Source organism: Nocardia coubleae NBRC 108252 (genome assembly GCF_001612805.1).
Lineage (GTDB): Bacteria > Actinomycetota > Actinomycetes > Mycobacteriales > Mycobacteriaceae > Nocardia > Nocardia coubleae.
In genome coordinates this window covers 112,875-125,533 of record NZ_BDBD01000029.1, presented here as the reverse complement: position 1 = coordinate 125,533, position 12,659 = coordinate 112,875, and the positions used below count along the sequence as shown (strand labels likewise).

The following is a 12,659-nucleotide window of genomic DNA, read 5'->3' as shown; positions in this document are numbered from 1 at the left end:
AGCTAATGGTCTTCGGAAAAGCGGGCAAACTTGTGGCACACGACCTGGCGCGCGATTCCGGCATGCGGCCGCAGCGACTGGAGTGACGCGGAGCGCACCCACCAGGACCGTTGCGGGCCCACGGAGCAAGACCTACTAGTCTGATCGGCGTGAGTCTTGTGCTGTTGCCCGCGGTCGATGTCGCCAATGGGGAGGCCGTGCGCCTCGTACAGGGGGAGGCCGGAAGCGAAACCGGATACGGGTCGCCCCGCGACGCCGCCCTCGCGTGGCAGGAGGCCGGTGCCGAATGGGTGCACCTGGTCGACCTCGACGCGGCCTTCGGCAAGGGCAGCAACCGTGAACTGATCGCCCAGGTGATCGGCGAACTCGACGTGAAGGTCGAACTCTCCGGCGGAATCCGCGACGACGACTCGCTGAAGGCCGCCCTGGCCACCGGCTGCGCGCGCGTGAACATCGGCACCGCGGCGATCGAGAACCCGCAGTGGTGTGCCCGCGTACTCGGTGAGTACGGCGACCGGATCGCGGTCGGGCTCGACGTCAAGCAGATCGACGGCGAATGGCGGCTGCGCGGGCGCGGCTGGGTGACCGACGGTGGCGACCTCTGGGAGGTCCTCGAGCGCCTCGAACGCGACGGGTGCGCACGCTATGTGGTCACCGACGTCTCCAAGGACGGCACGCTCACCGGCCCCAACCTCGAACTCCTCAGCCAGGTGGCCAATGCCGCCGAGGCACCCGTCGTGGCCTCCGGCGGCATCTCGGTGCTCGACGATCTCGTCGCCATCGCCGGCCTCACCGACGAGGGTGTCGAAGGCGCCATCATCGGCAAGGCGCTGTACGCGGGCCGGTTCACGTTGCCCGAAGCCCTGGCCGCGGTGCGCTGACCTCGCCATGACCACCGCGCCGAGCACCGCCGAACTGACCGACCTGCTGGCCGTCGCCACCCAGGTGCTGGACGGGGTGGTGCCGCGCTATCTCGAGGGTGTCGGCGCGCCGAGCGCGGTGGCCAAGGGCCGCAACGACTTCGCCACCGAACTCGACCTCGAACTGGAACGCACCATCTCCGCCGAGTTGCGGCAGCGCACCGGAATCGCGGTGCACGGTGAGGAATTCGGCGGGCCGGAGCTGACGTCGGGCACGGCCTGGGTGCTCGATCCGATCGACGGTACCTTCAATTACTCGGTGGGACATCCCATGTCGGGCATCCTGCTCGCCCTGGTGCACGAGGGCGAACCGGTGATCGGCGCGACCTGGCTGCCCGGGCTGGGCCGCCGGTACGCCGCCGTCAGCGGCGGTCCGGTGTATCTCGACGGGGTGGCGTTGCCGCCGCTGGCGCCCGGCAAACTCGGCGAGGCCATGATCGGCTTCGGCGCGTTCAACCTGGATTCGGCCGGCCGCATCCCGGGCCAGTTCCGGTTCGACCTGCTCGGCGCGCTGAGCCGGTTGTCCTCCCGGGTCCGCATGCACGGCGCCACCGGAATCGATCTGGCGTTCACGGCCTCCGGTGTGCTCGGCGGCGCGGTGGTGTTCGGTCACCATCCGTGGGACAACGCCGCCGGGGTCGCGCTGGTGCGGGCCGCGGGCGGGGTGGTCACCGACCTGGCGGGCGAGCCGTGGACCATCACCTCCGGCTCGGTGCTCGCCGCCGCACCCGGTGTGCACGAAGAACTCCTTGACATGATCTGCGCGGTCAGCGACGAAGAACGAGGTTGAACACGATGGGTACCAGCACACAGCAGAGCACGCTGGCCGTCCGCGTGATTCCCTGTCTCGATGTGGACGCGGGCCGGGTGGTCAAGGGCGTGAACTTCCAGAACCTGCGCGACGCGGGTGATCCGGTGGAACTGGCCGCCACCTACGACGCCCAGGGCGCCGACGAACTCACCTTCCTCGACGTGACGGCCTCCACCGGCGACCGGGCGACCATGCTCGACGTGGTGACCCGCACCGCCGAACAGATCTTCATCCCGCTCACGGTCGGTGGCGGGGTGCGCACGGTCGAGGACGTGGACCGCCTGCTGCGCGCCGGTGCCGACAAGGTTTCGGTGAACACCGCCGCCATCGCCCGTCCCGAGGTGCTCTCGGAGATGTCGCAGCGCTTCGGTTCCCAATGCATCGTGCTCTCGGTCGACGCCCGCACCGTGCCCGACGGGCAGCCCGACACCCCGTCCGGCTGGGAGGTCACCACCCACGGCGGCAAGCGCGGTACCGGTATCGACGCCGTCGAATGGGCTGTGCGCGGCGCCGAACTCGGTGTCGGCGAGATCCTGCTCAACTCCATGGACGCCGACGGCACCAAGGCGGGCTTCGACCTGCCGATGATCGCCGCCGTCCGCGCCGCCGTGCACGTTCCGGTGATCGCCAGCGGCGGTGCGGGCGCGGTGGAACACTTCCCGCCCGCCGTCCACGCGGGTGCCGACGCGGTGCTCGCCGCCAGCGTCTTCCACTTCGGTGACCTCACCATCGCCCAGGTCAAAGACGCCATGCGCGCAGACGGCATCACCGTCCGCTGACCCGGCGCCGACGCTCGGCGGTCTCCGTCGTCGGTGCTACAGACCCATGTCCGTGGCGATGACGGTGCGCAGGGTGTCGGAGGTGTCGCCGCCTTGGAGGCGGTCCACGCGGTGGTCGGCGTAGAGGCGGGCGATGGGCGAGTCGGTGAGATAGCCCGCGCCGCCGTGTAGTTGGAGGCAGCGGTCGATGACCCGGGTCGCGGTCTCGGTGGCGAAGAGTTCGGCGGAGGCGGCGTGGGCCGGGTCGAGTGCGGCGCTGTCGTGGGCGGCGAGCGCGCGATCGATCACGGCCTCGATGGCATCGACCTCGGCTCGGCAGCCCGCCAGTTCGAACTTGCTGTGCTGGACGGCGGCGACGGGGCGGGCGGCCGGAAGCCGGTCGCGGGTGTGGTCGCGGGCGAAGCGGATGGCCGCCTTGGCCCGGGCGTAGGCGCCGAGCGCGATATTCAGTCGCTGCTGTGGCAGTTGGGCGGCCAGGTGCGCGGCGGCTCGGTGTGGGTCGCCGAGCAGGTCGGTGGCGGGGACGCGCACATCGGTGAAGGTGAGTTCGGCGGTGCCACCGACCTTGCGGCCCAATGTGTCGAGGCGCCTGCCCACCAGGAAACCGGTGGCGCTCGTGTCGACCACGAGTAGCGAAAGACCGTAGGACGGGTCGTCGGGCCGCGGCGGTGCGGTGCGGGCGCACACGATGACCCGATCGGCGTGCACCCCACCGATGACATAGGTCTTCGAACCGTTCAGCACATAGCTGCCCTCGGCGGTCAGTGGCGCGGTGGTGCGCATCCCCTCCGGTTCGGTGCCCGTGCCCGGCTCGGCCACCGCGAGGGCGAACATCGTGTCGCCGGAGACGATCCCCGGCAGCCACCTGGCCTGCTGCGCCGGGGTGGCGAGCGCGGTGATCAACGGCAGGCAGCGCCCCAGGTGCGCGCCTGCCCCACCGAAGGAGACAGCGGCCCTGGCGATCTCCTCGGCGAGCACGCCACGATAGGCCAGTGAGTCACGCCCGGCACCACCGAACTCCACCGGCACCTCGAGACCGAAGACTCCCAGATCCCCGAGCCGGTAATAGAATTCGCGCGGCACGAGACCGTCCTGGTACCAGCGGCCGAAGCTCGGGACGACCTCGGCTTCGATGAAGGCCCGGATCGTGGCCCGGAAGGCGACGAGTTCGGCGTCGAAAGCTGTTCTGCGCATCAGCGATTCCCCTGTTGTCGGCGCGCCTGTGCGCACGGGCCGGGCCGCGAACACCCCGTGTTCGCGGCCCGGCAGCGGACGAGATCTACTTCGCGGGCGCGGGTACCGCGGGGTCCTTGCAGTAGGCGCCCAGCTCGGCCGGGCACGGCGCGAGGATGGTGGAGAAGTACTGGTAGGCGGCGAACAAGGCCAGCGGACCACCGACGGTGACCAGCCCGACCATCCCGCCCACCGCGCCGAGCGTGGCCGCGCCGAGCACACATCCCGCCACGGTGGCGCCCACCCACGGTACGAGCAGCACGATCACGGGGCTGGCGATCGTCGCACCGGCCGCACCGCCGACCAGGCAGCCCACCCCGCCGCCGACCACGGCGCCGATGATGGCGGCCACCGCGCTGCCGATGGTGAGCCGCTGGGCGAGCACACCGAGCGCGGATTGGTCACGGGGGGTGAAGGATTCGGCGATCTGCTGCACCGCGACATCCTGACTGATGACGTTCGTGGCCGCCTCGGCCGGTGTGCCGCCGTCACGTGATGGTGTGAGGGTGGCGCGGTCACCGTCGATCGCCGCCGCGATCGGGAAGACCTTGTCGTCCATCCGGTACGACAGCGGCAGCGCCGCGACGGGCACATCGGCCTCGGTGGTGAGCACGAGCTGACCGTCGACGACCTGCAGTTTGCCGTCGTTCGTCGAGAGCACGGCCGCGTCGCCCTGCCTGCTGATCTCGTAGTGGACCTCGGTCTGGGTCGGTTCGGCGTGGGCGTTCGCGCTGCCGACGCACAGGGCGAGCGCCGTCATGGCGGCCGTCGCGAGCGTGGTTGACATCTTCATGGTGATCCTCATCGATCGTGGGTGAACTTGTGCCTCGCGGCACGGGACTACTTGCCGGAGGTATCGATCAGGCCCTCGGTCAGCGACCAGTGCTCGCCGGCGAAGGTCTGGATGCCGACCGCCTCGAGCGGGAAGCCGTCGCCCGCACCGGTTTTCATGCTGATTCCGGGCAGCATCAGGTCGGCGGAGACGTTGTCGAGGGAGCGCATCGCATCGCGCAGGCCCTCCCTGGTCGGGCACTTCGCCGCTTCGAGGGTCTTGTGGAGGCTCTGCGCCATCGCCCAGCCGGCCATCGCGTGCTGGTTCTCGGTGTCGGCGCCGGGCGCGTACTGGGTGAGTTCGGTCTTGAACGTCTGCATACCGGGGTCGGTGGCCCAGCGCGGATCGGCGGGGTCCTTGAGGAACGCCGCGCTCACGGTGCCCTGGATATTCGGCAGGCCGACCGGGCGCAGGGTCGCCATGGTGTTGGAGACCTGGGTGAGCACGTGCAGCGGGTTCCAGTCAGTGTTGCGCACGTCGGCGGCCAGCGCTTGGGAGGCGAACTTCGGCGTCGAGAAGTTCAGCATCACATCGGCTTTGGAATTGGCCAGGTTGCGGACCTGCGCGTCGACGGTGGGGTCGGTGACCTCGAAGCTCTGCTCGGCGACCACCTTCACCCCGCTGCCCTCGGCGCCTTCGCGGAACGCGGCGAGCAGATCCTTGCCGAAGTCGTCGTTCTGGTACAGCACCGCGACGGTCGCGGTGGGGCGCTGCTTCTTCACGTACTCGGCGTAGGCGAGGCCCTCGGTGCGGTAGCTGGGTTGCCAGCCGATGGTCCACGGGTTGTCCTCGGACCCGAACTTCGTGGCGCCCGTGGCGACGAACACCTGCGGCACCTTGCGCTGACCGAGGTAGTCGGTCACCGCCGAGGAGGTGGCGGTGCCGAGGGTCTGGAAGACCGCGAACACCTGGTCCTGTTCGACCAGTCGGCGGGTCTCCTCGACAGTCTTGGGCGGCTGGTAGCCGTCGTCGCGGACGAGGTATTCCACCTGGCGTCCACCGATGCCGCCCTTCTCGGCGTTGACGTAGTCGAAGTAGGCCTTGATGCCCTTGGGCACCTCGCCGTAGGCCGAGGCCGGACCCGACAGCGGGTACACGCCGCCGAGCTTGATGGTGCTGTCGGTGATGCCGGTGGTCTGCTGACCTCGGCAATCGCCTTCGCCGACGGTCCCGGTGTCGGCGTTGCGGCCACCGCACGCGGTGAGCGTGGCGACCAGTGCGGCGGCCACCCCGAGACACTGGATTGTCCTAGTGCGCATGAGTTCTCCCTTTCCGGACGCGTTGTCCGAGCCAGTGCGCCCATCGGGTGGCCAGACCGGCCAGTCCCTGGGGTGCGAGGTACATGACCGCGATGATCAGCAGTCCGAAGATGACGCCGGGTGCGGCCTGGTTGACGTCTTGTGCCAGGCTCGGCACGAACATCACGAACAGCCCGCCGAGCACCGGCCCCCAGGTGGTGCCGAGTCCGCCGACGACGAGCCCGGCCAGCAGGGTGATCGACAGGGTGAGCGCGAAGGAGTCGGGGGAGACGAAGGCGATCACCCAGGTGTAGACGCAGCCCGCGACGCCGGCCAGCAGCGCGCTCCAGGCGAAGGCCAGGGTCTTGTAGTGCGCCAGGTTCACCCCGAGCACCTCGGCGGCGGTCTCGTTGTCGCGCACCGCGTGCAGGGCGCGACCGACTTTGGAACGCAGCATCCCGGCGACCAGCACGAAGCTCAGTACGGTGACGGCAAGCGCGAGGAAGTACAGCCACTGATCCTCGGCGAGCCCGGTCCAGGCAGGCGGCACCGGCTTCTCGACGCCCAAACCCATCGAACCGCCGGTGAGCCCGTCGAAGCGTTTGAGCAACGGCACCAGGAAGATCGCGATGGACATCGTGACCAGCGCCAGGTACAGGCCGCGCAGGCGCAGCGCCGGGATACCAAGGGCGAAACCGAGTACGAAGGTGATCGCCGCCGCGAGTGGGATGGTCGCGAAATACGGTGTGTCCCATTGATGCATCGCGATCGCGGCCGTGTAGGCGCCGACCGCGAAAAAGGCGCCGTGGCCGAGCGAGATCTGGCCGGTGTGCCCGACGAGTAGGTTCAGTCCGAGCAGGGTGACCGCGTAGATCATGGCCATCGCCAGCTGGAAGGTGTGGAAGGGCACCAGCTGGAACGGTGCGGCACAGGCGAGAAGGAGTACCGCGACCGTGAAGACCAGCGGAAGCCGGGGGACACGGATTCCCGGACGTGCCGGTTCCGCCTGCGGTGCTACAGGATTCGCTGCCGAGACTTTCACGTCACTCATACCCGTTCCACCGCCGCGTGTCCGAACAGACCTTGGGGGCGAAGCAACAGCACGCCCAGGATGATCACCAGCGGCACACCGATCTTGAGCTCGGTGCCGATCGCGTCGATGTAGGCGCCGGTGAGGGTTTCGGCGACGCCGACGATCAGACCGCCCGCCACCGCGCCGCCGGGGGAGTCGAACCCGCCGAGCGTCGCCGCCGCGAAGGCGTAGATCAGGACGCCGCTCATCATGTTGGGATCGAGGAACAGCAGCGGTGCCGACAGCACACCCGACACCGACCCGACCAGCGCCGCGAGTCCCCACCCCAGCGAGAGCACGGTGCCGACCCGGATCCCGACGAGCCTGGCGGACTGCGGATTACACGCCACGGCCCGCATCGCCAACCCGATCGCGGTGTAGCGGAACAGCAGATACAGCAGGGCCATCACCAGTCCGACGACGGCGAAGATGCCCAGACTGCCGTACCCCACACTGACATCGGCCACGCGCAACGCGCCGTCCGGGAAGGGATTCGGGAAGGACTTCACCTGGTAGGACCAGATCCAGCCCGCTGCCGCGTGCACCGTGAAGAACAAACCGACCGTGACGATCACCAGGGTGATCTCCGGTTTGCCTTCGACCGGCCGGATCACCACCCGCTCGATCACCATGCCCGCGAGGAACGAGATCACCAGCGTGAGGACGAGTGCCGCCCAGAACGGCATCACCTGACTCAGCTGCCAGGCCAGGAATGCCGAGAACATGGCCAGCTCGCCCTGGGCGAAGTTGGCCACTCCGGTGAACCGGTAGATCAGGACCAGGGCCAGCGCCAGTCCCGCGTAGATCGCGCCCGCCGAGAGCCCCTCGACGAGCTGCTGTACGAATTCGGTCACGGCCGCACCCGGTATCCGAGGTAGGAGCGGACGACCTGCTCGTCTGCTTTGATCTCGGCGGCGCTGCCGGACAGGACGATGCGGCCCGTCTCGAGCACATGTGCCTGATGGGCGACACCCAGCGCGAGGTGGGCGTTCTGTTCGACGACTATCACGGTGGTGCGTTCCTCTGCGTTGATGGTGTGCACGATCCCGAACAGCTCCTGGGTGACCAGCGGGGAAAGCCCGAGCGAGGGTTCGTCCAGCAGCAGCAGTCGTGGGCGCAGCATCAGCGCCCGGCCGATGGCGAGCATCTGCTGTTGACCGCCGGACAGCCCGCCCGCCGGGTCGCGCTGCTTGTCGCGCAGGATCGGGAAGTAGTCGTAGACGCGGCGCAGGTCGGACTCGACGCCCGCGCGGTCGCGGCGGGAGTAGGCGCCGAGGCGCAGGTTCTCCTCCACCGTGAGCGGGGCGAAGGTGCCGCGGCCCTCGGGCACGTGGGCGACCCCGAGCCGGGCCATCGCCTCGGGTGCCCGTCCGGCCACTTCGTCACCGTCCAAGCGCAGGGTGCCACGCACTTTCACCATGCCGCACAGCGCGCGCAACAGGGTGGTCTTGCCCGCGCCGTTGGGGCCGAGGATGGCGCACACTTCGCCCTCGGCGACCGAAAAGCTCACGCCGTGCAGTACTTTCGCCGCGCCGTACCCCGCGTACAGGTCGGTGGCGGTCAGGAATTCGCTCATGAGGCAGCCCCCAGATAGGCGCGGACGACAGCCGGATCGCTCTGCACCGCTTCGGGTTCGCCCTCGGCGATCACCTGCCCGAACTCGAGGCAGACCACCCGGTCACAGGTGTTCATCACGAAGCCCATGTGGTGTTCGACGACGACGACGGTGAGGTCGAGCTCGGCCTGCAGGGCACGAAGACGTTCGGCGAACTCGTCGACCTCGCCGTGGCTCAGCCCGTTCACCGGCTCGTCGAGCAGCAGCAGCCGGGGCCGCACCGCCAGGGCGCGCGCCAATTCGATCCGTTTGAGCGTGCCGAACGGCAGCCCGGCGGCGGGGTGCTCGGCGACGGCGGTGAGGTCGAGCCGCTCGAGCAGTTCGTCGGCGTCGGCGCGCAATCGCCGTTCGTCCCGGCCGACCCACGGCATCCGCAGCCCCGCCGAGACGAAACCGCCGCGCGTGCGGTGATGGGTGCCGACGAGCACGTTGTCGCGCACCGACATCCGGGCGAACAGGCCGAGGTTCTGGAAGGTGCGGGCGATGCCGAGGCCGGCCAGCGCATCGGGGCGCACCGTGGTCAGGTCGGTGTCGAGGTAGCGCAAGGTGCCGGAGGTGGGACGGTTGCGCCGGGTGAGGCAGTTGAACAGGGTGGTCTTGCCCGCGCCGTTGGGCCCGATCAGACCGACCATCTCGCCCCCGGCGACCGTGAACCCCACATCCTGCAGGGCGGTGATCCCGCCGAAGCGCACCGTCAGGTGGGTTATGTCGAGCATGCGAGGAACACTAAGAGCGCTGGTCAGCACCCACATCGGACGTTGTGGACCAAGTTTTCGGCCGCGCCTCGTCCGCTGCGGACAGTGTGATCTGGTTGACACCTCGAACGCGGCGCTGCAAACTCCCCGAACATGTCAGCTGGATCACAACTGCTCGGCTACTCCGACCCGGTGCACGCCGAGCGCGCCCGGATCGTCGGGTGCGCGTACGAGCACGCCGACGAGATCGCCGACGATGTGATGGCCAAGCTGCGCGTCGAACTGCCCGGCTACGGCACCGCCGATCCGGGGTTTCTCGCCGACGTGCACGACCAGCTGGCCCGGCTCAGCCGCACCGGGCTCGGTGCCCTGCTCGAGCACAAACGAGTCACCCCGGCCGATGTCTCCTACGCCAGGCAGGCGGCCGCGCGCCGCGCCCGCTGCGGGCTGCCGCTGGTCGACTACATCGCCGCGTTCCGGCTGGGTCAGCGCGCGATCTGGAAATCGCTGCTCGCCCACGCGGGCGACACCGACGCGGGACGTGAGGCGGTGTTGTCGCTGGCCGGACCGCTGGCCCGCTACACCGACCTGATCAGCACCCAGGCCACCGACGCCTACCTGGAATTCCAGCAGTACGTCACCGCGGAATCGAGCCGCGACGGCCAGGCACTCATGGACTCCCTGCTCGACGGTGCCCTGCCCGCGAGCGGACCACACCTGTCCGTGGCCACCGCGCACGGGATCGGCGCCGAACGGACCGCGCCGCTGGTGGTCGTCACCGCGATGGTGCTCGACCCCGCGCCGACGGCCGACTCCCTGTGCGAGACAAGGCAAGTGGTGTCGGCCGCGTTGGCGCGCACCGGTGTCAACGGGTTGCGCACCCTGTCGGTGGTGCGCGATACCGAGATCGTGGCGATCCCCGCGCTGCGACCCGACGGGTCGGCCGAGCAGCTGTGCGAACGACTGCGGGCGCTGCGTGAACAACTCGCCGCCGACGGTGTGGCACTGGCCGTCGGAGTGAGCACCTCGGTCACCGAGGTCGGCCAGATTCCCCGGGCGCATCGCCAGGCCAGGGCCGCCCTCGCCCTGCTGCCCGAGGACGGTGGCGTGCTCGCGCTGCCGCAGATGACGCCGTTCCGGTACCTGCTGCTGCGCGCCGACGACACCACCCGTCAGCTCGTCGACCCCCGCGTCGGCGCCGCCCTCGCCGACGACCGCGCCCGGGGCGGCACCCTCGCCGACACCGTCCGCGCGTTCGCCGCCGCCGACATGAACCTGCGCGAAGCCGCCGACGCTCTGCACATCCACCTCAACACCGCCAAGTATCGGCTGGGCCGCATCCAGGAACTCACCGGACGCAATGTGCGCAGCGTCAACGACCTCGTCGAACTGCTGGTGGCGATCGAGCTGTTATAAACGACGGATGAGTCTGGATCCTGCTATTGCCGCTCGCCTCAAACGCAACGAGGCCGGGCTGATCGCTGCGATCGCGCAGGAGAAGGCGACCGGCGACGTGCTGATGATGGCCTGGATGGACGACGAGGCCCTGGCCCGCACCCTCGAAACCCGCACGGGCACCTACTACTCGCGTTCGCGGCAGCAGTACTGGGTGAAGGGGGAGACCTCGGGGCACACGCAGTATGTGCACGAGGTGCGGCTCGACTGTGACGGTGACACCGTGCTGCTGATCGTCGATCAGGAAGGTGCGGCCTGCCACACCGGCACCCACACCTGCTTCGACACCGATGTGCTGCTCGCACGCGAGGCCGAGTGAGATGACCGTGCCGGAGGTCCTCGCCGAGTTCGCCGCCCTCGACAACCCGCGCGTTCGCGAGGTCAACGAGAAGCACGGCGACGACCACGGCGTGAACCTCACCGAGCTGCGTGCGGTCGCCAAACGGCTGAAAACCAACCACGACCTCGCCGTCGAGCTGTGGGCCACCGACGACACCGCCGCGAAACTGCTCGCCCTGCTCGTCTGCCGGCCGAAAGCCTTCGACCAGGCAGAGCTCGACGCGATGATCCGCGCCGCCCGCACCCCGAAGGTGCACGACTGGCTCGTGAACTATGTGGTGAAGAAGAACCCGCACGCCGAGGACCTGCGCGTGGCCTGGCTCGCCGACCCGGATCCGGCGGTGGCCGCCGCCGGTTGGGCGCTCACCGCCGAACGAGTGGTGAAAAAGCCTGCGGGACTTGACCTCCCCGGGCTCCTGGACGACATCGAAGCGCACATGAAGACCGCCCCAGACCGCCTGCAATGGGCGATGAACACCTGCCTGGCCCAGATCGGGATCAACCACCCCGAACACCGGGCCCGTGCCGTCGACATCGGGGAACGGCTGCGGGTGCTCGCCGACTATCCGACCTCGCCCGGCTGCACCTCGCCGTTCGCACCCACCTGGATCGCGGAAATGGTGCGCAGGCAGGGCGACTGAGCGTCAGCGGCGTCGTTCGCCGACGACCTTCGACGACGGCAGGCGCCCGGCCTTGGAGGTTCCCCGCAGGGTGTCACCGTCGACGGTGACGTCGAATGCCAGGTTCAGTCGCAGGGGTTTGGTGACGGCCTGTTTCCAGGTGAGCCGATCGCCGTCGGCGCGGAGTTCGGTGAGTGGCACGTCCTCGCCTGCTCCGCGCGCGACGCCGGTGAATACCCCGTCCTGTTCACGGATTTCGACCACAGCGTCGATCTTGCCGATCGGGGTGGCGATGGACATGTTCCAGGTGCCTGCGAAGGACATGCTGATGCGATTCCTGACTGTTCGGTGAATGGTACGGTGCTCAGAAGGCGGTCGGTGTCAGACCGTCGGCGCGCCAGACGGTGCCACGGCGCTCATGTGCGAAGAGCTCTTCGACGGCATGCGCGACACGGGGCCCCAGCTCGCGCTCGAGCAGATACAGGCCGAGATCGAGGCCGGAGGTGACACCCGCGCCGGTGACCAGGTCGCCGTCGTCCACGATCCGGGCCGAGACGGCGTGCGCGCCGGTGGCGTCGAGCAGATCCAGGCCGAGGTGGTGGGTGGTGGCGTGACGGCCTTCGAGCAGGCCGGCCATGGCCAGGACCAGTGAACCTCCACAGACGGTGGCGACCGTGACGTCTGGGGCTTTCATCGCCTGCGCGAGGAGCGCGGGCAGGTCGGTGCTCAGCGTGCGACCGAGCAGTACCGGGATGGGCTGGTCCGGTTCCCACTCGCCCGCACCTGCTTCCGGCACCTCGGCGAGGTCGCCCACCCGGCCCGAAGCCCCGGGCACCACAACGATGTCCGCACGTTCCGGGTCGAGGGTGCCGGTGGCGCGCAGTGTCAGTCCGCCGGTGCCGCTGATCACCTCGCGAGGGCCCTGTGCGGAGACCAGCTCGACGGTGACCGCACCGTCGGACGCCACGCCGCCCGCGTACAGCACTTCATAGGGAGCGATGGCATCGAGTGGGTCGAAGCCGTCGAAAAGGACGATCTGAATATGCATGG

The 12,659-nt window shown here is 69.2% G+C and carries 15 protein-coding genes; 6 read left to right on the top strand and 9 right to left on the bottom strand.

Going from position 1 to position 12,659, the window contains the following annotated elements:
* Nucleotides 1-149: 149 nt before the first annotated feature.
* From priA to hisF, 3 genes are read left to right on the top strand one after another with little or no spacing between them, the layout of a single operon-like run.
* Complete coding sequence (priA, locus tag NCO8_RS29320; protein WP_067644748.1) at nt 150-881, top strand: bifunctional 1-(5-phosphoribosyl)-5-((5-phosphoribosylamino)methylideneamino)imidazole-4-carboxamide isomerase/phosphoribosylanthranilate isomerase PriA; 732 nt, start codon at nt 150-152, stop codon at nt 879-881.
* 7 nt (nt 882-888) lie between these two features.
* Entirely contained in the window at nt 889-1,710 is an 822-nt protein-coding gene (locus NCO8_RS29315) for an inositol monophosphatase family protein (protein WP_067644745.1), read from the top strand.
* Nucleotides 1,711-1,715: 5 nt separating this feature from the next.
* On the top strand, nt 1,716-2,510 hold the full coding sequence (gene hisF, locus NCO8_RS29310) for an imidazole glycerol phosphate synthase subunit HisF (protein WP_067498179.1): 795 nt from the start codon (nt 1,716-1,718) through the stop codon (nt 2,508-2,510).
* A gap of 36 nt (nt 2,511-2,546) precedes the next feature.
* On the opposite strand, the gene NCO8_RS29305 is transcribed toward hisF, so the two are convergent.
* The 7 genes from NCO8_RS29305 to NCO8_RS29275 form a co-directional block, all read right to left on the bottom strand.
* Nucleotides 2,547-3,704 (bottom strand): acyl-CoA dehydrogenase family protein, encoded by a 1,158-nt coding sequence (locus NCO8_RS29305; protein ID WP_067644742.1) that lies wholly within the window; start codon nt 3,702-3,704, stop codon nt 2,547-2,549.
* Nucleotides 3,705-3,789: 85 nt separating this feature from the next.
* On the bottom strand, nt 3,790-4,536 hold the full coding sequence (locus NCO8_RS29300; protein WP_067644739.1) for a DUF8020 domain-containing protein: 747 nt from the start codon (nt 4,534-4,536) through the stop codon (nt 3,790-3,792).
* Nucleotides 4,537-4,583: 47 nt separating this feature from the next.
* A complete protein-coding gene (locus tag NCO8_RS29295) occupies nt 4,584-5,834 on the bottom strand; it encodes an ABC transporter substrate-binding protein (protein WP_067644736.1) in 1,251 nt (416 codons plus the stop codon).
* The gene (locus NCO8_RS29290; RefSeq protein ID WP_067644733.1) at nt 5,824-6,864 is read right to left on the bottom strand and encodes a branched-chain amino acid ABC transporter permease; all 1,041 of its coding nucleotides are present in this window, start codon (nt 6,862-6,864) and stop codon (nt 5,824-5,826) included. Before NCO8_RS29290 ends, NCO8_RS29295 begins: the two co-directional genes overlap by 11 nt.
* Entirely contained in the window at nt 6,861-7,739 is an 879-nt protein-coding gene (locus tag NCO8_RS29285; RefSeq protein ID WP_067644730.1) for a branched-chain amino acid ABC transporter permease, read from the bottom strand. Before NCO8_RS29285 ends, NCO8_RS29290 begins: the two co-directional genes overlap by 4 nt.
* On the bottom strand, nt 7,736-8,461 hold the full coding sequence (locus NCO8_RS29280; protein ID WP_067644727.1) for an ABC transporter ATP-binding protein: 726 nt from the start codon (nt 8,459-8,461) through the stop codon (nt 7,736-7,738). The genes NCO8_RS29285 and NCO8_RS29280 overlap by 4 nt, the downstream gene beginning before the upstream one ends.
* Entirely contained in the window at nt 8,458-9,216 is a 759-nt protein-coding gene (locus tag NCO8_RS29275) for an ABC transporter ATP-binding protein (RefSeq protein WP_067644724.1), read from the bottom strand. Before NCO8_RS29275 ends, NCO8_RS29280 begins: the two co-directional genes overlap by 4 nt.
* Before the next feature lie 132 nt (nt 9,217-9,348).
* On the opposite strand from NCO8_RS29275, the gene NCO8_RS29270 reads away from it, so the two are divergent.
* The 3 genes from NCO8_RS29270 to NCO8_RS29260 are packed head-to-tail and all read left to right on the top strand — an operon-like array spanning nt 9,349 to nt 11,630.
* The gene (locus NCO8_RS29270) at nt 9,349-10,611 is read left to right on the top strand and encodes a PucR family transcriptional regulator (RefSeq protein ID WP_067644721.1); all 1,263 of its coding nucleotides are present in this window, start codon (nt 9,349-9,351) and stop codon (nt 10,609-10,611) included.
* 7 nt (nt 10,612-10,618) lie between these two features.
* The gene (gene hisI / locus NCO8_RS29265) at nt 10,619-10,969 is read left to right on the top strand and encodes a phosphoribosyl-AMP cyclohydrolase (RefSeq protein WP_067644718.1); all 351 of its coding nucleotides are present in this window, start codon (nt 10,619-10,621) and stop codon (nt 10,967-10,969) included.
* A 1-nt stretch (nt 10,970) separates the two neighbouring features.
* Nucleotides 10,971-11,630: a DNA alkylation repair protein gene (locus NCO8_RS29260; protein ID WP_245655546.1), complete on the top strand. Its 660-nt coding sequence runs from the start codon at nt 10,971-10,973 to the stop codon at nt 11,628-11,630.
* Nucleotides 11,631-11,633: 3 nt separating this feature from the next.
* Here the strand turns inward: NCO8_RS29260 and NCO8_RS29255 are convergent, their stop codons facing one another.
* Together NCO8_RS29255 and NCO8_RS29250 are read right to left on the bottom strand one after the other, a co-directional pair.
* Complete coding sequence (locus tag NCO8_RS29255) at nt 11,634-11,933, bottom strand: hypothetical protein (protein ID WP_067644711.1); 300 nt, start codon at nt 11,931-11,933, stop codon at nt 11,634-11,636.
* 40 nt (nt 11,934-11,973) lie between these two features.
* Nucleotides 11,974-12,657: a DJ-1/PfpI family protein gene (locus NCO8_RS29250; protein ID WP_067644708.1), complete on the bottom strand. Its 684-nt coding sequence runs from the start codon at nt 12,655-12,657 to the stop codon at nt 11,974-11,976.
* Nucleotides 12,658-12,659 lie beyond the last annotated feature (2 nt).